This is a genomic window from Candidatus Methylopumilus universalis (assembly GCF_006364435.1).
Lineage (GTDB): Bacteria > Pseudomonadota > Gammaproteobacteria > Burkholderiales > Methylophilaceae > Methylopumilus > Methylopumilus universalis.
On record NZ_CP040977.1, the window covers coordinates 1,219,687 to 1,242,199 of the forward strand.

Genomic DNA, 22,513 nt, shown 5'->3' on the forward strand with positions numbered 1-22,513 from the left:
CTTATAAATTAGGTGCTAACCATTTTTTCAAGAACTCAACTGATACATCTCGACGCTTAGCCATATCTTTTAATTGGTCATCCCCAATTTTGTCGACACTAAAGTAATGCGCATCTGGATGTGCAAAATAAAAACCTGATACGGAAGCTGCAGGTGACATTGCAAACGAATCGGTCAGATGCATATCAATTTCATCTAATCTTAAATGTGTAAAAATATCTTTTTTAACAGTGTGGTCTGGGCATGCGGGGTATCCAGGTGCAGGTCGAATACCTTGATAAGCTTCTTTAATAAGACCTTCTTTATCTATATTTTCATCTATCACGTAACCCCACAAATCCTTTCTAACACGCTCGTGCATGTATTCTGCAAACGCTTCAGCTAAACGGTCAGCTAATGATTTAAACATGATGCTACTGTAATCATCATTTTTATCTTTAAATTCTTTTTCATATTTTTCCATGCCTAAACCACTCGTCACTGCGAACACCCCGATGTAATCTTTTATACCTGAGGATTTAGGAGCAATAAAATCCGATAAGCACTGATTGGGCTTTTGTTCATTATTTACTGTGGGTTTTTCAGATTGCTGTCTTAAGCCATAGTATGTAAATAAAGTTTTAGTGCGTGACTCATCTTCATAAATTTCGATATCATCATCGACACTATTCGCTGGATAAAAAGCTACCACACCATTAGCCACGAGCGCTCGGTTATTGATAAGTTTTGTGAGCATAGTTTGTGCTTCATTGAAAACTTGTGTCGCACTTTTCCCCACAATAGGGTCATTTAAAATCGCTGGATAAAAGCCAACCAAATCCCAGGTTTGAAAGAATGGACTCCAATCGATATAGGGTGCGATTAAGCTTAAATCAATATTTTTAAATACACGTTTACCTATAAATTTTGGGGCCTTAGGTGTATACGTTTTATCAAATTGAAGTTTTGAATTATTGAGCCTTGCTGCTTCAAGCGATAATAATTTAACGCCTTTTTTATTGGCATGTTGATCTCGTGCTCGCGCATAATCTTTTTCAATATCAAGAATATATTGATCTTTTTGTTCAGGTGTCAAAAGAGATTGCATTACAGCCACAGACCTCGACGCATCAGGCACATAAATCACGGGTCCATCATAATGTGGCGCAATTTTAACAGCTGTATGCGCGCGTGAGGTTGTCGCACCACCAATCAGAAGAGGTGTTTTTAACCCTCTAAAATGAGGGTCACGCTGCATTTCTTTTGCAACGTGTGTCATTTCTTCTAATGATGGTGTAATGAGTCCTGACAAACCAATAATATCGACATTCTCTTTTTTAGCCATTTCTAAAATTTCAGAGCACGGCACCATCACACCCATATTAATGACTTCAAAGTTATTGCATTGCAAGACGACTGACACAATATTTTTACCAATGTCGTGAACATCACCTTTAACTGTGGCAATAAGCATCTTGCCTTTAGGTTTTGAGACCACACCAGTTCTTTTTTCTTCTAATTTTTTTTCTTCTTCGATAAAAGGAACAAGATGTGCTACAGCTTGTTTCATCACGCGCGCTGATTTCACCACTTGAGGTAAAAACATTTTGCCTTGTGCAAACAAATCACCCACCACATTCATACCATCCATCAAGGGACCTTCAATCACATGAATCGGTCGCCCATTTTTTTGCATGGCTTCCAACCTTGCTTCTTCAGTATCTTCTACAATGAAATCTGTAATACCATGGACCAACGCATATGCAAGTTTTTTATTGACAGTAATTGGCTCTGTCTCTGTGCCTCTCCAATTAAGTGTTTGAACTTCTTTTTTACTTCCTTTTAAAGTCCCTGCAATTTCGATCATTCTTTCTGTGGCATCAATTCTTCGATTAAGCACAACGTCTTCGACACGCTCTTTAAGTTCAGGATCAAGATCATCATAGACACCCATCATGCCTGCATTGACAATCCCCATCGATAATCCAGCTTTGATCGCGTGATATAAAAAAACCGTGTGAATCGCTTCGCGAGCTGCATCATTCCCTCTAAAACTGAAACTGACGTTGGATACACCGCCTGAAATTTTTGCATGAGGGAGATTTTCTTTAATCCATCTTGTGGCATTAATAAAATCTACTGCGTAATTATTATGTTCTTCAATACCTGTTGCGATCGCAAAAATATTAGGGTCGAAAATAATATCTTCGGGCGGAAAATTAATTTTTGAAATTAATAAGTCATAGGCGCGTTTACAAATTTCTGTTTTTCTTTCGAATGTGTCCGCTTGTCCTTTTTCATCAAAAGCCATCACGATCACTGCTGTACCATATCGTCGACATAATGTGGCTTGGCGAATAAATTCAGCTTCACCTTCTTTTAACGAAATTGAATTTACAATCGCTTTGCCTTGAACACATTGAAGACCTGCTTCAATGACATCCCATTTCGATGAATCAATCATGATAGGGATACGCGCAATATCTGGTTCGGATGCGACGAGATTTAAGAAATGCTTCATGGCTTTTACAGCATCAAGCATACCTTCATCCATATTGATATCAATAATTTGCGCTCCATTTTCAACTTGCTGGCGCGCTACTGATAAAGCTTCATCATATTTTTCGTTAATGATTAAATTCGCAAATGCTTTTGAACCTGTCACATTGGTTCGCTCACCCACATTCACAAATAATGAATCGTCTTTAATTAAAAAGGATTCGAGACCTGAAAGTCTTGTGACTGTTTCAACGGTTGGCACTTCTCTAGGTTTGATATTTTTTATTTCATCTGCAATGGCTCTGATATGTTCAGGCGTGGTGCCACAACAACCGCCTGCAATATTGACAAAACCACTTGTTGCGAACTCTTTAATTAAAGATGAGGTATCTTTAGGCTTCTCATCAAAACCTGTGTCCGACATCGGATTAGGTAGGCCTGCATTCGGGTAAATACAAATGTAGGTATCTGCGATATTCGACAATTCTTCTGCATAAGGCCTCATGAGCGCTGCCCCTAATGCACAATTAAGACCAATCGTCATCGGTTTTGCATGGCGAACTGAATTCCAAAATGCTGCGACTGTTTGGCCAGATAAAATACGGCCTGATGCATCAGTCACGGTACCTGACAACATAATAGGTAAGCGCATTTTATTTTCTTCGAAATAGGTTTCGATCGCAAAAAGTGCTGCCTTGCAATTTAGGGTATCAAAAATTGTTTCGACGAGAAGGATATCGACGCCGCCTTCAACCAACGCTTTGACTTGATTGAAATAACTATTTTTTAATTCTTCAAATGTAATGTTCCTTGCTGCAGGATCGTTTACATCTGGTGAGATCGATGCAGTTTTGGGTGTAGGGCCAACAGCCCCTGCTACAAATCTTGGTTTATCTTTCGTTGAAAATTTGTCTACCGCTTGGCGCGCTAATTTGGCAGACGCCACGTTCATTTCATATGCTAAATCTGACATTGCATAATCATCTTGCGCTATTTCTGTTGCACCAAAAGTATTCGTTTCAATAATGTCAGAGCCTGCTTCCAAGTATGCTTCGTGAATACTTTGAATAATTTGAGGTTGAGTAAGGCTTAATAACTCGTTATTGCCTTTAAGAAATAATTCACGTTTACCTTCTGGCCCTGAAAATTTTGCAAAACGACCCTCATCTCCACCGCGGTAATCTTCTTCGGTAAGTTTATGTTGTTGGATCATGGTGCCCATTGCGCCATCCAGCAATAAAATACGCTCGGCTAAGAGTTTTCTCAGTATTTTTTCTTGATCAGTCATGAAGTCCTGTGGCATTGAATTTTTAGAGATGTATTAGGCATTATTAATAGCCTAAAGTGTAGCAAGAAACCAAAAGGTCATTATTTTTTACGTGCTTCAATCTCGAATAGTTTCTTTTCTAGTTCTTCTAATTTTTGGCGCGTACGTTTTAGAACTTCCGTTTGAACATCAAACTCTTCACGGGTGACAAGCTCCATTTTAGTGAACATGCCCTTTAATAGTGCATCGATATTCTTTTCGATGTCAGGCATGGGTGAATCCTTTACTATCTCTCTGATTTTATTAGATATTTCGTTTAATTTTTCATTATTTAGCATGATAAATTTCCTTTTGATTCAAGAGTTTATCAGATTTAAACCCACATTAAGTGCATATTAGCTCTTTGCTATCTATGGTGATGTTTACTAACTCATTGATTTTAATATAATAAGTAAGTTGGCACGGAAATTGCTTTTATTATTGTGTGAATATAAAAATAACTAATCACATTATTTTCAGGAAATTTTTACTTAAAGGAGTTTTAAAAATGCGTAAATCGCTTATTACAACAGCAGTGTTAGGAGCTCTTGCAGCGCCTTCATTTGTTTTTGCAGCTGACGCTGCACCTGCATCTGATTTTACGGCTTCATATAATGTAGGACTTTTTAGTCAATACATTTTCCGTGGATTGACCCAAACAAATAACAAACCTGCGCTTCAAGGTGGTTTTGATGTAAACCATAAAAGCGGTCTTTATATTGGTGGCTGGGCTTCAAACGTGAGCTGGTTAAGGGATAACCAAGGTTATGTTACTAATGGTGGTGTTTACTCATCTGGTGGGTCTCTGGAAATTGATATCTATGGCGGATTTAAAACCGACGTTAAAGGTATAGGTATTGATTTAGGCGCTCTACAATACTATTACCCTGGAGCTCATAATCAACTCTATGATAAAGCGAATACCACAGAATTATATGGGGCATTATCGTATGGTTGGCTCCAAGCAAAAGTCTCCGGTGTGGTTTCGAAAGACGCTTGGGGATTTGGTAAAAAATATAACGTTAATAGCGGTGGTGACGATGAAAGAGGTACTTATTATGCCGAGCTCAACGCCAATATTCCTCTAGCAGATACAGGCCTTACAGCCCTAATCCATGTGGGTCGCCAGGAGTTTAATCAGGCAAAAATAGATAGCGCTTCTCCAGATGCAAGTTATACGGACTGGAAACTTGGGCTTACAAAAGGATTTGACGGTGGCTTAAATATCGGTGCTTTCTATACTGATACTAATATAAGTACAGCTAATGCCGCGGCTAACTGGACTTATGCCAACAAAAATATCGGTGATAGCACAGGTACAGTATTTGTACAAAAAACGTTCTAAAAATAATAATTAAGACAAGGGCCTAAGGCCAAGGCCCTTTCTTGATTTTTTTAAACCTCAAGGGGAATTAACATGAAATTTGTAACAGCAATCATCAAGCCTTTTAAGCTAGATGAAGTTCGTGAAGCTCTCTCCTCCATTGGAGTTCAGGGAATCACAGTGACCGAAGTCAAAGGATTTGGTCGTCAAAAAGGCCATACGGAACTTTATCGCGGCGCCGAATATGTCATCGATTTTTTACCTAAAGTAAAAATCGAAGCAGCCATCCCAAATAAATTACTCAAACGTGCAGTTGAAGTGATTCAAAAGTCAGCGCTCACCGGCAAAATTGGTGACGGCAAAATTTTTGTGATGGAACTCGAAGAAGTTTATCGCATACGAACCGGTGAAGCCGGGGAGGACGCTCTTTAATCAGAGGAATAAAATTATGAAAAAACTATTATCAACTTTCGCATTAATTAGCTTCTTATGCATAAACTTTTTAGGCATGACAAGTGTAAGTTTTGCTGATGAAGCAACTTCAGTAAAAGCGAGTGATGCTGTGACTTTAGTAGCAGACGCAACTCCCGCTGAAAAACCTGCTGAAGCAAAAGATGAACCTCCTGCACCGACGCCTAACAAAGGTGACACTGCATGGATGATCATGGCTACGATTCTGGTGACCTTAATGGTGATTCCAGGTTTAGCACTCTTCTATGGTGGATTAGTCAGATCAAAAAATATGTTATCTGTACTCATGCAAACTTTCGTTGTGTTTTCACTCATGGGTGTTTTATGGGCGATCTATGGATACAGCGTTGCATTTACAGGCGGCAGTCCATTTTATGGTGGCTTCAGTAAGTTATTTTTAAGTGGTATCACACCAGATTCAGTGGGTGCTACTTTTAGCAAAGGTGTAGTGATTCCTGAATTTATCTTTGTAGCTTTCCAATTACCTTTCGCGGCTATTACGCCCGCTTTAATTATTGGTGCATTTGCTGAGCGTATGAAATTTTCAGCGGTACTTTTATTCTTAATCATTTGGTTCACATTTGCATACTTACCGATGGCACACATGGTGTGGTATTGGGACGGTCCAGATGCAATCACTGATGCTAAATCATTAGAAACAGTCATTGGAAATGCAGGCTGGTTATGGGCTAAAGGTGCACTCGATTTTGCTGGTGGCACAGTGGTTCATATTAATGCCGGTATCGCAGCCCTTGTAGCCGCTCTTATGGTGGGTAAAAGAATTGGATATGGCAAGGAAGCTATGCCTCCGCACAGTCTTACATTAACCATGGTGGGTGCATCTTTACTATGGGTGGGTTGGTTTGGTTTCAATGCAGGTTCAAATCTTGAAGCGACAGGATTAGCAGCATTAGCTTTCGTAAATACTATGCTTGCAACGGCTGCTGCAACACTTTCCTGGATCGCATTTGAATGGATCTTAAAATCAAAACCATCTATGTTAGGTGCAGCATCAGGCGCAGTTGCTGGTCTTGTAGCCATTACTCCAGCATGTGGATTTGTGGGCCCAATAGGCGCGCTTGTTATAGGTGCAGGTGTATCTCCAATCTGCTTATTCTTCGTATCTAAAGTTAAAAAGGCTTTTGGTTACGACGATACACTTGATGTTTTTGGTGTGCACGGTGTGGGTGGTATCTTCGGTGCAATTATGACCGGTGTATTCGTAAGCCCAGCATTAGGTGGTACCGGTGTTTATGATTATGTTGCAAATAAAGTAGGTGAGTTTGATATGCATACGCAAGTCATGTCTCAACTATGGGCAGTGGGTACAGCCGTTGTGGTATCAGCAACTGTATCTTATGTTGCTTTAAAACTTATAGATATGACGATTGGTTTACGTGTGAAACCAGATGCTGAGCGTGAAGGCTTAGACATTGCTGAGCACGGTGAACAGGCATATCACAAATAAAATATCCTGAAAGTAGTTACTTCTCAAGGGCGCTTTTTAAGCGCCCTTTTTTTATCCATAAAATTGAATCGCTTAAAGTTATAATAGAGACTATGTTTAAAAAGTTTTCTTTTTTCAATCGAGCATTTCTTAGAAATGCTTTTTTACTTATTTTAAGCCCCAAGCTTTTTTTTAATCACGGGCACATTCCACCAAAGAACCATAAAATCCCAAATCGCTTTTTTGGATTAAGCCTTACTATTGAAGATTTAATTGAAGACCCAATAGGTGTCGTTGAAATGTGTCGTCAGCATAAAATTCGTGATGTAACGCTTCTTATTCCATCCAATCGTATCAGTGAATTTAGTGCGACATTTATGGATGACCTCATTGGGCACGATATTAAATTTAATCTCAAATTAGTGCTGATAAATGAGGAAGATATCTATCTGCAATGGCGAGAGCTTTTAGATCTTACATTGCTAGGCTATCAAGCTCACATTTCATCCATTGAAATCGAAATGACGGGCTTTACTCAGAAAGCATTACATACGTTCTTAAATATCTGGACCATGACGTTTAACATTGCGAGACTGAAAAAGATTAAAGTCGCAGGCCCTTCTATTCCTTCATTTAGCCCTTTCTTTAATGACATGGTATTTAAGCTTTTAAAAGACAAATATCAACTACCTGATATTCATACGATCAATTTAACGAATGAAATGGATAAAGAGCCCGAGCTCATTTATTCAAATTTCTTGATTCCTAAATTAGGTAAGCTTTTTAAATTCAATCTCATAAAAAAATTAGCGCTCGTTCAAAGAATTGCGGAAAGTTTTAACATCAAAACCATTTATGGAACGATTGAATTAAAGCGTCATGAAATTACTTCTTACACACTACGAGCGATTTCTTTACTGATTGCATCAGGCCGACTCACTAAACTATATGTGCCTTACAGGAATGCCGAAGGTATTCTTTTTCTAGTGGATCGTATGGAGGGCATGACTTATCTAGGCTCTTTATTTCATGATGCATCTTTTGAAATTCATCACTTCAAAAATGAGAAAGAACAAATGCATGCCATATGGGCGCGAGATGATAAGACCTTAAATCCAGAGAATTTTTATCATATTGAAGATATCTACTCTGCTAAAATATTTGATAGTCATGGTGACATCATTGATCGTAATGAATTCAAAATTACAGATACGCCCATCTACCTTGTCTGGAGATCGATCGACCCTATTACCTTCATTGATACACCAAAAGCCTTAGATCTTAATGTCACCAATATCATGGCCCTATCATGAAAATCATGAGGTCTAATTCATTACCTGTTCCGTGTATTTAATATAGATGCAGCCTATAGTTTGTCCAATGCATCTTGAATGCAGATTGTTAACCCTCATAGGAGAAATATTATGTGGACAACTCCAGCAGCTACAGAAATGCGTTTTGGCTTTGAAGTGACTATGTACGTAATGAACAAGTAATTGTTCGTTAACTACGGTTACATAAAAAAGGAAGCTTTATAGCTTCCTTTTTTTTATTTGGAAGCTTCCTCAATACGATTGCGTTTCATGGCAAATTCTTGCGTCGCAATTGGGAATACATAATCCTTAGGGAGTAATGCCCAAATTTTTCCCTGTTGTTTCATGGAGCCTGCTTTCCGTCCAGCATCATCGCCAGTCCCCCAATAGAAATCTGCACGAACACCACCTCGAATTGCCCCGCCTGTGTCCTGAGCGATCATCAAGCGATCGAGGGGCTCATTCGTATTAGGTTGAGTTGTGGATAAGAAAATAGGTGCGCCTAATGGAATAAATTTAGGATCGATCGCAACACTTCGCTCGGCTTCGATCGACACTCCTAAAGCGCCGATCGGTCCTGGTAAGTCACTTGGTAATTTTCTAAAAAATACATAGCTTGCATTAACATTTAAAAAATCTTTAAGTTTAACAATATTTTTTTTCGCCCAATTTTTAATGCCTTCCATTGAAGCTTCAGCCATAGTGATTTCTTTTTTCTGAATGAGCACTGAACCAATCGCTTTAAATGGATATCCATTTTGGTCGGCATACCCAATTTGCATGGCTTCCCCATTATCAAAATGAATAATACCTGATCCTTGAATCTCTAAAAAGAATGCCTCCACAGGGTCTTCTACCCAAACAATCTCATTGCCAGCTAAAGGAGAGCCTTTTCCATCAATCTCAGCTCTTGATAAATAAGGCACTAATTTGTTTCCCACTAATTTTCCGCGCAAACGTTTTGATTTAAGTTCTGGATATACCTCACTCAGATCCACAGTAATTAAATCTTTAGGTGTTGTGTAGAGAGGGATTTTGTAATTTGACGTTTTAACCTTACTACCTTTTAAGATAGGCTGATAATAACCAGTAATAATACCGGTTTCGGAGCCATCCATATTACTTGCAGTATAGACATTAAAATAGTTTTTAAAATAGTTTTTAATGTTTTCATCACTTGGCTCTTTGATGTCGTCCGCAAAATCACATACTTTTTTCCAGGCATCTTTTTGTTTTAATGCAGAACAACTTCTAAGCCATGCCGTCCAGGCAGGAAGTAAATTGTCACTTTGAAATGAAGATTCAATCACACTCCAATCTGACTTTTTTAAGAGTCCATACTCAGGAATTTTTGCGAGATCTTCTTTTTCAGTTTTAATTTTTGGGCAGTCACAATTAGATTTTGTAACAGAAACTTTTTCTCCCTTATATGGGGTCTCTGCGCATGAGACAAGAAATAAAGTAAGTAAGAATATAATGAAATGTCTCATTTAATGGAGCGTCCTTGGCATCGATAAAATAAACATAGGAATTTCTGCATCAAATGCAGTGCCATCTTCGGACACCATCTGATAACTGCCATGCATGGAGCCTACAGGTGTATTAAGTTCAGTACCACTTGTATAAGTATAGGATTCATGCGGTTGAATAAGAGGCTGTTCACCGACCACACCTAAGCCTTTCACTTCAAAAGTTTCTTCATTGGCATCTGTAATAATCCAATGACGGCTCACAAGTTGCGCTGGAACTAGTCCATCATTGCTTATTGTAACGGTGTAATTAAAAAAGTACCGGTTATGCTCAATACTAGATTTTTCTTCTACAAAATGGGTTTCAACATTAATACGAATCGCATGTAATTTTGTAGATCCCATGATATTAGGAAATCATACCTTGCGACGGGGAGCTTGGTGATGCTGAATATAATTTCTTAGCCATGCGTCCTGCAAGATATGCTTCGCGTCCAGCTTCAATAGCTTTTTTCATAGCACTTGCCATCATGATTGGATCATTCGCACTTGCAATTGCTGTATTCATAAGGACACCTTCGCAACCTAATTCCATAGCAATCGCTGCATCTGAAGCGGTACCGACACCTGCATCGACTAAAACTGGGACTTTTGCATGCTCAATAATAATTTGTAAATTCCATGGATTTAAAATCCCCATGCCAGAACCAATGAGAGAAGCCAAAGGCATGATGGCACAGCACCCAATATTTTCTAGTTCTTTTGCCACGATCGGATCGTCTGATGTGTATACCATCACATCAAAACCTTCTTTGATCAAGACTTCTGCAGCTTTTAAAGTTTCAATCACATTGGGATAAAGTGTTTTAGGGTCGCCTAAAACTTCTAACTTAACAAGCGTATGGCCATCTAATAATTCACGCGCCAAACGAAGCGTTCTTACTGCATCATCGGCTGAATAACATCCGGCCGTATTAGGAAGATAGGTAAAACGATTGGGCGGGACAAAATCAAGAAGGGAGGGTTCACCTTCATTTTGACCAATATTAGTTCGACGAATCGCAACTGTAATAATTTCCGCACCACTCGCATCAATCGCGAGCCTTGTTTCCTCAAAGTTTTTATACTTACCAGTGCCAACCAATAGTCGTGATTGGTAACTTTTACCTGCGATGAAGAGTGAATCTTTTTTTTGTATCATCTTAACCACCACCTACCGCGCCCACAATTTCTAATTGGTCGCCATCTTGAAGTGTGATTTTTTGAAATTCCGATTTTGAAATAATCATGCCATTCTTTTCGATCGCAATACGTTTACCCAAAAGATTAAGTTGCATGACTAATCCTTCAATTGTCATCGAAGTGTCATCAAAAGATTTTATATTACCGTTAATTTTAAGATTCATGGATGTGGCTTTATTCATCAAACATTGAATTTTTAAACAAATTTAGAGTCGTAATTCTATGGAACACAATTCCATAGAATTAAATACAATCCCAAAAGGAAAAAGCTATATGCAAAATTATAATACAGATTCGCTGAATACATTGCCTCAGAACAAAGACGAGGCAGATCATTTAAGCCCATTAGAAAAGAAAACTGCGCCGATTGAATTAACTATCGATGAGAAGCTTCGTCGTAAACGTTGGCTCGAATCAATATCAGATTGCGTTTAAGCAAGCTTGCGTTGGAAAAGTTTTAAAGCTAAGTCGTAACCTAAAAGTGCCAACTCAGGATCGTAGCGCTCTCCTTCGTCTCGCATAAAGGCATGTTGTCCATTAAATTCATGCCACGTAAATACTAATTTAGCATCAAGCATTTTTTCATAAACGGCTTTACGGCCTTGTTCTGGAATATGGTTGTCTTGTTTACCCCAAATCATAAGAAGCTCGCCCTTGATGTCTTTTAAGCGATCCATGGAATGCTGATTAGGTTTATTTGGAATCACATGAGTATGCAAGTCTGTTGCATAAAAACATGCCGTTGCTTCAATTTCTGGCTGAAGTGCCGCTCTAAAAGCTAAGTGCCCGCCAATACAAAAACCCATAGCTCCAATGGAACCTGCAAACCAGGGTTGTTTTTTGATCCATGCAATCATCGCTTGATTGTCTGCGTCATAACCTTCAACGTCTTTTGCTGATTTGTCCGCATTACCCTTGTCTCGTCCTGCATCGTCATAAGCTAACACCGTGCCAATCGGATTTAACTCATGAAAAACTTCAGGCACCAAAACGGTGAATCCATGGCCTGCAATGATTTTAGCTGCCCGTTCAATCGGACCTGTTTGCTGAAAAATTTCTGAATAAAAGAGAATTGCGGGGGTCTTTTTATGTGTGACAGGTTTATGCACATAAGTACGCATAATGCCTGAAGGGGTATTTAAATCAACGAATTCTGATTGAATTAACATGCTTCATCCTAATAAATAAGGGGTTTGTAGAAAGACGAAAGCCCTTATTTTACTTGATTCGAAGCGAGTTTAAAGTGAATTTTAGTACTCTGAACTTCGACCTGTAGAGTAATTTAAAGGAGCATCATTTTGCCACTCACCACAATCGACGCACTGATGATCTTCCATAGTCGGGCAATATTGCAAATGAATTGCCTTGCACTTAAAACAGCTCGAAGCTTTCTGATGGCGGTCATGAATCTCCGCAGATACTTTGTCACTTCCAAGACCATACTTATTATCCATAAGACTCTCCCTTAAAAAATCAAATGGTGATGAACCTTTAATGTACGCCTCGTTTTTATGAAGCGCAAGTAGCTATTTTAGCTTTTGTATCTGACATTTTTGATAGATTAAAACATCGCCCTCTTTAATGAAGGTCTCGGGATCATTGATCTCTAATGTGGTCGACTCATTGGTATAAGTATTTTTTAAAGCGTCTACTTGTTTTAAGCCAAATTCACGATTCGGGAAAATAATCCACATCTCTTTACCGCCCTCAAGTGCTTTTAAATAAAACTTCTTATTTTTTTCGCACTGATACAAAGAAGCGCCTTGGGGAGCAGTTGAAAGTTCACGATACTCACCACTAAGCGAAGGCAAATTTACCTCAGGTATCTTTATGCTTCCGCAGCTTGAAAGCAAGGCTGGCAGAATTAATACCGTGAATTTTTTAAACATCTTTTTCATTGGGACTCTTTCAGTAAGGATTCGTCTAATTGACTTAGTAATATTTCAATCGCATGCGCTTCATGATCATCGTGATTGAGTTTCGCTAACTTTAACAAATAAAGTTGTGCTTGTGCATGACGTGGATTTTTTTTAATCACATCACTCAATTGTTTTTTGGCAATCTCAAAATCTTTTAATTCAAAATGTGCTATCGCATTACTAAAAATCGCTTCGCTCGATTGTGGCTCGCTTTTAAGCCAATCTGCTGTAATAGTTTTTAATCGTTCCCATTGACCTTCACGAGCTAAATCGTGGGACTGCATAAAATAAGGTCTTTTTTCAAATGGAGCATCCCAAAAAGGGAGTTCAGTTTGAGCGGTGAGTTGTATGTCTTTGCCTTGATGCAACAAGCGCTTAATCCACTCTACAGGAATACTATAATAATAAGCATGTCGCCCCGGGCTTTTAAATGTGGTTAGTCCTATGAGATGACCGTCATCATCAAAAAGACCGCCGCCAGATGCGCCCATCGAAAACCCTGCCGAAGACTGAATAATATTTTCACTATCCAAGGCATATAAGCCTTTAATGCTCCCAAAAGACATGATCGGCTTCACAGCATTGCCTCCGTAGCTTTTAGAAAATACTGATTGTTCGTACATGAGTTTTTGTGTATCACCAAGAGCTACTGGTTTTACATCAAAAAATTTAAATTGAAGAATACATAAATCATGACGCCAATCTGCTTTCATACTCACGGGCGAAAACGACTGACCTCGCTTACCAATTTGCACTCCAAGCGCATTAGCCACCACATGACAATTGGTTGCCACTTGATTTTCAGCAACCACAATGCCAGATCCTACTCCATGATTGCCTCTTTGATCAATAACATGAACCTTAACCACAGAAGGTAACACAGCAAAAGTCACTTCATCAGAAGGTGCTGCAAAAACTATATGAGAAATTAAAAATAAGAAGAAAACTATTCTATGCATGATATGAGGGCTTTCAATTGAATTTCTTGCATAGATAAGGAACTAAGCTTCTTAGTTCCTTAAAGACAAAACTTTAACCACATTTACTATCACCACAACTTAAGCATGTAAGACATCCGTCCATCATAATGACTGCTTTCGTTTGGCATTTGCTACAGAGTTGTGAGCCTTTTGGATATCCTGTGCTGTCAATTTCTTCAGAATGTTTTTCCATGTATTCAGCACGCTTTTCCTCCATCAATTTTTTTTGATGTTCATCAGGTAATGCTTTCTTAAGCATACCAATATCGATTAAATGTTGTTCAACCACTTCACCAATTTCAGCCACTAAACTCGGCACGTACTTACCGCCTTTTTTAAAGTAGCCGCCATTAGGATCAAATACGCTATGAAGCTCTTCGACCAAGAATGTCAAATCGCCACCTTTTCTGAATACAGCAGACATCACGCGCGTCAAACCTACAATCCATTGGAAGTGATCCATGTTTTTTGAGTTAATAAAAATTTCAAAAGGCCTGCGATGTTCTTGCGGTGTGCCTTCATTCATGATGATGTCATTGATTGTGATATAAAGTGCGTGCTCAGTCACGGGTGTTTTCACTTTATAAGTGGAGCCTGTAATTTTTTCAGGACGGCCTAGAGGCTCTCCTAGCTGCACAACGTTTTGATTTTCTTTCTGGGTTAGCGCATTCGCTTTATCTTCTTCAGAAACAACGTTATAACCTACGATTTTTTTTTCAATTTTAATTGCCATTATTTTCCTTATAATTTCTTAAGTCTTAGAACTTACCGTAATAACCTTCTTTTAACGCATCGTAAAGATTCGCTGCTGAATGGGTCTCGCCATCATATTCAATCTCTTCGTTACCCTTCACTTCAACTTGAGAACCATCGTCTAAAGTAAATTTATAAGTGGTGTTCTCTAAATCTTTTTCTGTCACCAATACGCCTTGGAAAGCTTCTGGGTTAAATCTAAAGGTGGTGCAACCTTTAAGGCCTTTATCATATGCGTATAAATAAATATTTTTAAAATCCTCATAATCATAATCTGTTGGGACATTGATGGTTTTAGAAATAGAACTATCAATCCACTTTTGTGAGGCCGCTTGGATATCGACGTGTGCTTTCGCTTGAATCGTTGAAGAATCTAAAAAGTAATCTGGTAATTTTTCATCTTCGTTTTCTGAGAATGGCATCGCTTTCGAGTTAATCAATTCGCGATACGCTAATAGCTCAAATGAATAGACATCCACTTTTTCTTTTGATTTCTTTCCTTCACGAATCACATTACGACTGTAATGATGTGCAAAGGAAGGTTCAATACCGTTACTTGCATTGTTAGCTAGCGATAATGAAATCGTGCCTGTTGGTGCGATTGAACTATGGTGTGTAAAACGTACGCCTTTTTTAGCAATCTTGTTGCGCAAGCCTTCAGGGAATTGCTGCATGTAGCGGCTATACTTGCCGAGCAATACTTTGCCTTTCACTTTAGCGCCTACTTTAATACCATCGGCTGCCATCTCAGGACGTTTTGCTAACATATCTGCTGTCACCACAAACTCTTCTTCCATAATCGGTGCAGCACCTTTTTCATCGGCTAAATCAATACCTGTTTCCCAACCCACCTCAGCCAAAGTGCGGCTCACTTCTTCAGTGAATTTCAAAGAAGCATCATCACCGTATTTCATCTTAAGCATCGTGAGTGATGAACCTAAGCCTAAGTAACCCATGCCGTGACGACGTTTACGTATAATTTCTTTACGTTGCTCTTCTAAAGGAAGGCCGTTAATTTCAACTACGTTATCTAACATACGTGTAAAGATCGCAATCACTTCTTTATATTCAGCCCAATCAAAAAATGCTTCATCAGTGAAAGGTTTTTTAACAAATTTTGTTAAGTTCACGGAACCCAATAAACAAGCGCCATAAGGTGGGAGCGGTTGCTCGCCACATGGGTTGGTCGCACGAATATTTTCGCAGAACCAGTTGTTGTTCATCTCATTTACCCGATCAATCAAAATAAAACCAGGTTCAGCAAAATCGTAAGTAGATGACATAATGATGTCCCACAAACGTCTTGCTTTAATTGTTTTGTAAACTCGGCATGCCACTTTACCTGCGTCAATGCCTTCGACTTTAGTAAGGTATTTACCTTTGACAGGCCACTCTCTCCAAACCACTTGGCTTTCGTCATTGACATTTAAACCATCAACGATAGATTCTTTTTCTGTGACAGGGAATGCGACTTTCCAATCGCTGTCAGCCTTGACTGCTTCCATAAATTCTTTAGTGATTAAGCATGAAAGATTAAATTGACGGAGTCGACCGTTTTCACGTTTTGCTTTAATAAAGTCAGTGACATCTGGGTGAGCAATATCGAAAGTTGCCATTTGTGCACCACGACGTCCACCAGCAGATGATACGGTGAAACACATCTTGTCGTAGATATCCATAAACGAGAGTGGGCCACTAGTATAAGCGCCTGCGCCTGCTACAAAAGCACCTTTAGGTCTTAAGGTCGAAAATTCATAGCCAATACCACAACCTGCTTTTAAGGTAAGTCCTGCTTCATGCACTTTATCTAAAATGCCAGACATACTATCTTCTACGATGCCCGATACCGTGCAATTAATTGTTGAGGTTGCAGGCTTATGCTCCAAGGCACCGGCATTCGAAGTAATTCGGCCTGCTGGGATAGCACCGTGTCTTAAAGCCCATAGGAATTTTTCATACCATTCTTCTCTTTTAGCTGGAATTTCAACATCCGCCAGAGCTCTTGCCACACGCATAAAGGAATCATCGATATTTTTATCAACGTGCTCGCCCTGTTTTGATTTCAAACGATACTTTTTGTCCCAGATATCAAGTGAAACATCTTGAATCGGTATTTCGTGGTCTTGATGGTCACTTAATGTGGACTTTGGACGAACAGCTTTGAGCATGAATTTCCCCTGAATTATTCTTTATTTACTAAATTTGGTGCTAGATGGTATTTTTGCTTAAAACCACAATATATAGTGATTTTTTAAACATATTATCCATGACCTAGTAGTCCGTCAATTGAAATATATGCACAAATTTAGGGCAAAAGTTAACCCTCGTTTTTCGAGTTTAATTTTTAGAACTTAAGCAAGACCTTTCTTTAAAAATAAATTAAACACAAGTTCATCAAGATGGTTTATGAGAAAATATCAGCATGATTCGCTTTTTCTATAGTCTTTTAGTCTATTTTCTTCTCCCATTCACCTGTTTTAAGCTGATTTACCGAGGTTTTAGGCAGCCTGACTACCTAAAATATTGGAGCGAGCGCTATGGTTTTTATAGCACTTCTACAAAACAAATCTGGAGCAAACGAAAAACACTTTGGATTCATGCTGTTTCTGTAGGTGAGACAAAAGCTGCCATTCCATTGATTAAACTTTTTTTAAAAAAATATCCGCGTCATTATTTGCTCATCACGCATGGCACGCCGACAGGGCGAGCGACTTCAATTGATATTAAAGATTCTCGAATTAACCGTATCTATCTTCCTTTTGATACACCAGGTGCCACAAAAAGATTTTTAAATACCTTTAAACCAGAAATCGGACTCTTACTTGAAACAGAGCTTTGGTTTAATTTGATTCATCAGACTTTTCAACAATCTATTCCACTTTATTTAGTGAATGCGCGTTTGTCTGAAAAATCTTTTCAACTTTATAAAAGAATTTCGTTTCTTGTAAAGCCATCGCTTCAAGAACTTAAAAGTGTACTCGCGCAAACAAGGAACGATGCAAAACGCTTTGAAGCGCTTGGCGCAAAAAACGTTGAAGTGATGGGTAATTTAAAATTTGATGTAGCTCCTCCGCGTGATATAAATAAACAAAGTGCAACACTCAAAAAACACTTGCATTTAAAACACCAGTTAGTACTTTTGATTGCGAGCTCAAGACGAAATGAAGAAGAGATTATTTTGCAGAGCTTATTAAAGCTTCAATATAAAAGTCTCGTCACAATTTTTGTACCGCGACATCCACAACGTTTTAAAGAAGTTGAGCTGCTGTTAAAAAAATATCGTGTGTCATTTATTAAGCGCAGTGACAAAAAAATCAAAAATAAACCTTACCAATTTATTTTAGGCGACTCTATGGGTGAGATGTACAGTTATTACAACATAGCGAATATTGCACTCATGGGTGGCACGATATTACCTTATGGGGGACAAAATCTTATTGAATCCATGGCTATGAGCGTGCCTGTAATTTTAGGTCCTCATACATATAATTTTTATGATGTATCAAATGAAGCTATCCACACAGGTGCAGGATTGAGAATTCAAACATTGGATGAATTAGAAAAAGTATTACCTCGCATGCTTAAACCTTCCTCTCAATTAAAAATGAAGAAAGCCTGCGGAGAAATCATGCTTGCACATCAGGGTGCCACATTAAAAATCGTAAATAAAATTAAATCTATGATTTGATAAGTTTGGTGATCGCTTTAAATTGATCACCTTCAGCTGCACGTAACCATTCAAAAATGACGGACTCTATGTTCGTAATCACAATACCTTCAGATCTTAATCGTGCGATTGCATTTTGGTGATGAAGGCTCGATCTTGAGAGTGTTGCATCCTCCACCACAAAGACTTCTTTGCCTGCCGCTTTTGAAGCTAATGCTGTTTGCAAGATACAAATATGTGTTTCTAATCCGCATAAAATTATTTGTGGTCTTGATTTCACTAAAGCACTTTTAAATCTAGGCTCATCAAGGCATGAGAATGCTTTTTTTTCTATGGCAGAATAAGGTAATAATGATTTTAACTTTTTGACTGTAGCGCCCAGGCCTTTCGGATATTGCTCCGTATAAAGACAAGGTACATCTAAAATTTTTGCTGCTTGAACGAGAATGCTTGATGTATCAATAACTTTTTTAATTTCATTTTTAGGCATGACATCCACAAGCTTATCTTGTATATCAATCACCACTACTTGACTTAAAAGTTGATCATTAATCATTAGAAATTAAAATATAAATGTATTTTCATGTTTCACTTGCAAAGAAGGCACAACCGTTTCAAATAAAATTTCCTCTTCAAAATCCTGATCGTTCAATCTTGTAATTAAAGTTGCATGCATCGAGGGCGCTTCGCCTAGAATAACCAAGAGTCTTCCATTCACATTTAATTGATTTCGAATACTTACCGGTAGATGAGGTAGTGAACCCGCAAATAAAATAGCATCATAAGGTTGATTTTTTAACCAGCCCAATGAGCCATCACCCGTTACAAATTCAATATTATTAAGTTTTATTTTTTGACAGTTTTGTTTAGCAAGTTTTGTGAAATAAGGATTGATGTCGACTGAGACCACATTTTTAACTAAACTTGCAGTCAGCGCTGATAGGTAGCCGCTTCCAGAACCCACCACTAAGACATGATCTTTTTTTTGAAGTGATAAAGATTGAATGAGTCTTGCTTCTAATTTAGGAGCTAACATGCATACATCCTCATACAAAGGAATTTCAGTGTCCGCGAAAGCTACTCCTTGATATTCAGTCGGTACAAATTTTTCACGCGGCACTTGATGAAGCAAATTAAGCACCTCGGGATCTAAGACTTCCCAGGTACGGATTTGCTGCTCAATCATATTAAAGCGATGTTGTTCAATAGCATTCAGTGTCATGTTCACATTATAACCAAAGAAAAGTTCATCATTTTGATATAGATTAAATATAAATCTAACTTGCATTTCACAGGGGTTTCGCGTAATTTTATGGGGTGCTAGGGGTCCACTTAATAAGGTGGTGAGAAAAACCCTTTGAACCTGATGCGGGTAATACCGCCGTAGGGAATGCAGTCCTCTAAAAGACTCCTTACGGTATGACAAAAAATTTAAGGAGTAATTCATGAACGCGACCGATAAACAATTAAAAAAAAATATTGATCAATTTTTAAACGAAACAGCCTCTCTCGATCCTGAAGCGCTTAAATCTTTTGCAAAATCAAAAAAAGTCTATGTCACGGGTTCACGTCCTGATTTAAAAGTTCCTTTTAGAGAAATATCTTTATCTGATACGCCCTCATCTTTTGGTGCTGAAAAAAATCCACCAGTCATGGTGTATGACACTTCAGGCCCCTATACAGATCCTGATTATCAAATTGATATTCGTAATGGACTTCCGTCATTAAGATCTCAATGGATTGATGAAAGAAATGACACCGAATTTTTAGACGGTCCTACATCGGTCTTCGGACATGAACGCAAAACAAATCCTGAACTCACCAAAATGCGTTTTAATTTATTAAGGCAGCCACGTCGTGCCAAGGCAGGTAAAAATGTGTCGCAAATGCATTACGCTAAACAAGGGATTGTTACGCCTGAAATGGAATACATTGCCATTCGAGAAAATCAAAGACGCGAAGATATGTCTGCTTTGTTACAAACACAACATCCAGGTCATGATTTTGGCGCAGCTATTCCTAAACTTATCACACCTGAATTTGTAAGAGATGAAGTGGCGCGCGGTCGCGCCATTATTCCTGCCAATATTAATCACCCTGAAACAGAGCCCATGATTATTGGTCGTAATTTTTTAGTGAAAATTAATGCCAACATCGGCAATTCGGCTCTAGGCTCTAGTATCAGTGAAGAAGTTGAAAAAATGGTTTGGGGTACACGTTGGGGTGCGGATACCGTGATGGACTTATCAACAGGAAAAAATATTCATGAAACACGTGAATGGATTATTCGTAATAGTCCGGTACCCATCGGTACTGTCCCAATTTATCAGGCGCTCGAAAAAGTAGATGGCAAAGCTGAAGATCTTACTTGGGAAATTTTTAAAGACACACTCATCGAACAAGCAGAACAAGGTGTCGATTACTTTACGATTCATGCAGGTGTGAGATTAAGTTATATACCGATGACTGCAAAACGTATGACCGGGATTGTGAGTCGCGGCGGATCAATTATGGCGAAATGGTGTTTAGCACATCACAAAGAATCTTTCCTCTACACACATTTCGAAGAAATTTGCGAAATTATGAAAGCTTATGATGTCAGCTTTAGTTTAGGGGATGGCTTAAGACCTGGCTCTATTTATGACGCGAATGATGAGGCCCAGTTTGCAGAACTTAAAACTTTAGGGGAGCTCACACAAATTGCATGGAAACATGATGTGCAATGTATGATTGAAGGCCCAGGACATGTGCCAATGCACCTCATTAAAGAAAATATGGATCTTCAGCTTGAGCATTGCGGTGAAGCTCCTTTTTATACACTAGGTCCTCTGACCACCGACATTGCACCAGGTTATGATCACATCACATCCGGCATTGGTGCTGCGATGATTGGCTGGTATGGATGTGCGATGTTATGTTACGTCACACCTAAAGAACATTTAGGTTTACCTGATAAAGAAGATGTAAGAGTAGGCATCATCACTTATAAGATTGCAGCGCATGCGGCTGATCTTGCTAAAGGTCATCCAGGCGCACAAATCCGCGACAATGCTTTATCGAAAGCACGTTTCGAGTTCCGCTGGGATGATCAATTTAATTTAGGTTTAGATCCGGAAAAAGCAAAAGAATTCCACGATGAAACCTTGCCCCAAGAAGGTGCTAAACAAGCACACTTTTGCTCCATGTGTGGCCCACATTTCTGTTCCATGAAAATCACACAAGATGTCAGAGACTATGCTGCATCTAAAGGGATGAAAGAAGATGAAGCATTGAAAAAAGGTATGGAAGAAAAATCAATTGAGTTTATTAAGAAGGGTGTTGAGATCTACCAAAAAACTTAAATGGACCTCTCACTTTATTTTTCGAGTTTCATTTTAGGCCTCATAGAGGGAGCCACCGAATTTTTACCTGTGAGCTCTACGGGCCATTTAATTATTGCAGCTGAACTCTTAAAATTTAACCGAGCTTCTGCAAATGTTTTTGAGATCTTTATTCAGTTAGGATCGATTCTGGCAATAGTCGTCGAATATCGCAAAACACTTTTCAAAGTCGCAAGCAATGCACTTCATGATAAAACCTCACAAAACTTTGTCTTACGACTCTTCATTGCATTTTTGCCGGCAGCGATCTTAGGTCTTTTATTTCATAAAGCGATTAAGGCTTATTTATTTTCACCGCTTTATGTGTCACTCGCTCTCATTCTAGGAGGTATTGTGATGATAGCTATTGAAAAACGTCCCTTAAGAGCGAATACAAAAGCTACAAACGATATCAGCATGATGCAAGCATTTAAAATTGGTTGCGCGCAATGCTTATCTTTAATTCCTGGCGTATCAAGAGCTGCTGCAACCATCATGGGTGGCATGCTTACAGGATTAAATCGTAAAACAGCCACTGAATTTTCTTTTTATCTTGCGATTCCTGTCATTGCAGCAGCTTCACTATTTGATTTAATCAAAAATTTCCAAGATTTAACCATGCAAGATTTACCTATTTTTGCAATTGGTTTTGTCACTGCATTTTTAAGTGCTTATGCTGTCATTAAACTTTTTATTCGTTTTGTCGCCACACATACCTTTATTGTTTTTGCCTGGTATCGCATTATTTTGGGTATCCTCGTTTTTATTTATTTTAGCGAGTGATC

General features: G+C 38.6%; 23 protein-coding genes and 1 riboswitch. Of the genes, 9 read left to right on the forward strand and 14 right to left on the reverse strand.

Annotated elements, in window-relative coordinates; all coding sequences use genetic code 11:
* Position 1: 1 nt before the first annotated feature.
* Together metH and FIT70_RS06455 are read right to left on the reverse strand one after the other, a co-directional pair.
* The gene (gene metH / locus FIT70_RS06450) at positions 2 to 3,766 is read right to left on the reverse strand and encodes a methionine synthase (protein ID WP_420897682.1); all 3,765 of its coding nucleotides are present in this window, start codon (positions 3,764 to 3,766) and stop codon (positions 2 to 4) included.
* A gap of 80 nt (positions 3,767 to 3,846) precedes the next feature.
* Positions 3,847 to 4,083 carry an accessory factor UbiK family protein gene (locus FIT70_RS06455; RefSeq protein WP_139931278.1) on the reverse strand — a complete coding sequence of 79 codons (237 nt, stop codon included), beginning with the start codon at positions 4,081 to 4,083 and terminating at the stop codon, positions 3,847 to 3,849.
* Between the two features lie 209 nt (positions 4,084 to 4,292).
* On the opposite strand from FIT70_RS06455, the gene FIT70_RS06460 reads away from it, so the two are divergent.
* From FIT70_RS06460 to pqqA, 5 genes are all read left to right on the forward strand, one after another.
* Positions 4,293 to 5,129 (forward strand): TorF family putative porin, encoded by an 837-nt coding sequence (locus FIT70_RS06460; RefSeq protein ID WP_139931280.1) that lies wholly within the window; start codon positions 4,293 to 4,295, stop codon positions 5,127 to 5,129.
* A gap of 72 nt (positions 5,130 to 5,201) precedes the next feature.
* A complete protein-coding gene (gene glnK / locus FIT70_RS06465; RefSeq protein ID WP_139931282.1) occupies positions 5,202 to 5,540 on the forward strand; it encodes a P-II family nitrogen regulator in 339 nt (112 codons plus the stop codon).
* Between the two features lie 16 nt (positions 5,541 to 5,556).
* Complete coding sequence (locus FIT70_RS06470) at positions 5,557 to 7,047, forward strand: ammonium transporter (protein ID WP_139931284.1); 1,491 nt, start codon at positions 5,557 to 5,559, stop codon at positions 7,045 to 7,047.
* Positions 7,048 to 7,139: 92 nt separating this feature from the next.
* Positions 7,140 to 8,339, forward strand: a complete 1,200-nt coding sequence (locus tag FIT70_RS06475; protein ID WP_139931286.1) for a hypothetical protein — start codon at positions 7,140 to 7,142, stop codon at positions 8,337 to 8,339.
* Positions 8,340 to 8,450: 111 nt separating this feature from the next.
* The gene (gene pqqA, locus FIT70_RS06480; RefSeq protein ID WP_012777389.1) at positions 8,451 to 8,522 is read left to right on the forward strand and encodes a pyrroloquinoline quinone precursor peptide PqqA; all 72 of its coding nucleotides are present in this window, start codon (positions 8,451 to 8,453) and stop codon (positions 8,520 to 8,522) included.
* A gap of 53 nt (positions 8,523 to 8,575) precedes the next feature.
* Here the strand turns inward: pqqA and mltA are convergent, their stop codons facing one another.
* From mltA to thiS, 4 genes are read right to left on the reverse strand one after another with little or no spacing between them, the layout of a single operon-like run.
* The gene (mltA, locus tag FIT70_RS06485) at positions 8,576 to 9,829 is read right to left on the reverse strand and encodes a murein transglycosylase A (protein WP_139884863.1); all 1,254 of its coding nucleotides are present in this window, start codon (positions 9,827 to 9,829) and stop codon (positions 8,576 to 8,578) included.
* Positions 9,830 to 10,213: a Co2+/Mg2+ efflux protein ApaG gene (apaG, locus tag FIT70_RS06490; protein ID WP_139884865.1), complete on the reverse strand. Its 384-nt coding sequence runs from the start codon at positions 10,211 to 10,213 to the stop codon at positions 9,830 to 9,832. It abuts the gene before it with no gap.
* Positions 10,214 to 10,217: 4 nt separating this feature from the next.
* A complete protein-coding gene (locus FIT70_RS06495; RefSeq protein WP_139870752.1) occupies positions 10,218 to 11,009 on the reverse strand; it encodes a thiazole synthase in 792 nt (263 codons plus the stop codon).
* A gap of 1 nt (position 11,010) precedes the next feature.
* Positions 11,011 to 11,214 carry a sulfur carrier protein ThiS gene (thiS, locus tag FIT70_RS06500; RefSeq protein ID WP_139868633.1) on the reverse strand — a complete coding sequence of 68 codons (204 nt, stop codon included), beginning with the start codon at positions 11,212 to 11,214 and terminating at the stop codon, positions 11,011 to 11,013.
* A 109-nt stretch (positions 11,215 to 11,323) separates the two neighbouring features.
* Here thiS and FIT70_RS06915 point away from each other — a divergent pair, with 109 nt between their 5' ends.
* On the forward strand, positions 11,324 to 11,485 hold the full coding sequence (locus FIT70_RS06915) for a hypothetical protein (protein ID WP_189340853.1): 162 nt from the start codon (positions 11,324 to 11,326) through the stop codon (positions 11,483 to 11,485).
* Here the strand turns inward: FIT70_RS06915 and FIT70_RS06505 are convergent.
* The 6 genes from FIT70_RS06505 to FIT70_RS06530 form a co-directional block, all read right to left on the reverse strand.
* The gene (locus FIT70_RS06505) at positions 11,482 to 12,219 is read right to left on the reverse strand and encodes a dienelactone hydrolase family protein (RefSeq protein WP_139929201.1); all 738 of its coding nucleotides are present in this window, start codon (positions 12,217 to 12,219) and stop codon (positions 11,482 to 11,484) included. The two genes, FIT70_RS06915 and FIT70_RS06505, sit on opposite strands and share 4 nt — an antisense overlap.
* A gap of 81 nt (positions 12,220 to 12,300) precedes the next feature.
* Positions 12,301 to 12,504, reverse strand: coding sequence for a hypothetical protein (locus tag FIT70_RS06510; protein ID WP_139870754.1), 204 nt, complete (start codon positions 12,502 to 12,504; stop codon positions 12,301 to 12,303).
* A gap of 72 nt (positions 12,505 to 12,576) precedes the next feature.
* Entirely contained in the window at positions 12,577 to 12,948 is a 372-nt protein-coding gene (locus FIT70_RS06515) for a hypothetical protein (protein ID WP_139931288.1), read from the reverse strand.
* Positions 12,945 to 13,928, reverse strand: a complete 984-nt coding sequence (locus FIT70_RS06520) for a S1 family peptidase (protein ID WP_139931290.1) — start codon at positions 13,926 to 13,928, stop codon at positions 12,945 to 12,947. Before FIT70_RS06520 ends, FIT70_RS06515 begins: the two co-directional genes overlap by 4 nt.
* Before the next feature lie 73 nt (positions 13,929 to 14,001).
* Positions 14,002 to 14,682 carry a TSCPD domain-containing protein gene (locus FIT70_RS06525; protein WP_139876014.1) on the reverse strand — a complete coding sequence of 227 codons (681 nt, stop codon included), beginning with the start codon at positions 14,680 to 14,682 and terminating at the stop codon, positions 14,002 to 14,004.
* Positions 14,683 to 14,707: 25 nt separating this feature from the next.
* The gene (locus FIT70_RS06530) at positions 14,708 to 16,870 is read right to left on the reverse strand and encodes an adenosylcobalamin-dependent ribonucleoside-diphosphate reductase (RefSeq protein WP_139931292.1); all 2,163 of its coding nucleotides are present in this window, start codon (positions 16,868 to 16,870) and stop codon (positions 14,708 to 14,710) included.
* Positions 16,871 to 17,124: 254 nt separating this feature from the next.
* On the opposite strand from FIT70_RS06530, the gene FIT70_RS06535 reads away from it, so the two are divergent.
* Positions 17,125 to 18,390, forward strand: a complete 1,266-nt coding sequence (locus tag FIT70_RS06535; protein ID WP_139931294.1) for a 3-deoxy-D-manno-octulosonic acid transferase — start codon at positions 17,125 to 17,127, stop codon at positions 18,388 to 18,390.
* On the opposite strand, the gene FIT70_RS06540 is transcribed toward FIT70_RS06535, so the two are convergent.
* Together FIT70_RS06540 and FIT70_RS06545 are read right to left on the reverse strand one after the other, a co-directional pair.
* Positions 18,380 to 18,925, reverse strand: coding sequence for an isochorismatase family protein (locus FIT70_RS06540; protein ID WP_139931296.1), 546 nt, complete (start codon positions 18,923 to 18,925; stop codon positions 18,380 to 18,382). The two genes, FIT70_RS06535 and FIT70_RS06540, sit on opposite strands and share 11 nt — an antisense overlap.
* 6 nt (positions 18,926 to 18,931) lie before the next feature.
* The gene (locus tag FIT70_RS06545) at positions 18,932 to 19,657 is read right to left on the reverse strand and encodes a protein-L-isoaspartate O-methyltransferase family protein (RefSeq protein WP_223257731.1); all 726 of its coding nucleotides are present in this window, start codon (positions 19,655 to 19,657) and stop codon (positions 18,932 to 18,934) included.
* A gap of 24 nt (positions 19,658 to 19,681) precedes the next feature.
* Positions 19,682 to 19,777, forward strand: a riboswitch (TPP riboswitch).
* Positions 19,778 to 19,814: 37 nt separating this feature from the next.
* Between FIT70_RS06545 and thiC the strand changes: the two genes are divergently transcribed.
* Positions 19,815 to 21,710: a phosphomethylpyrimidine synthase ThiC gene (thiC, locus tag FIT70_RS06550; RefSeq protein WP_139931298.1), complete on the forward strand. Its 1,896-nt coding sequence runs from the start codon at positions 19,815 to 19,817 to the stop codon at positions 21,708 to 21,710.
* On the forward strand, positions 21,711 to 22,511 hold the full coding sequence (locus tag FIT70_RS06555) for an undecaprenyl-diphosphate phosphatase (RefSeq protein ID WP_139931300.1): 801 nt from the start codon (positions 21,711 to 21,713) through the stop codon (positions 22,509 to 22,511).
* Positions 22,512 to 22,513: the final 2 nt, after the last annotated feature.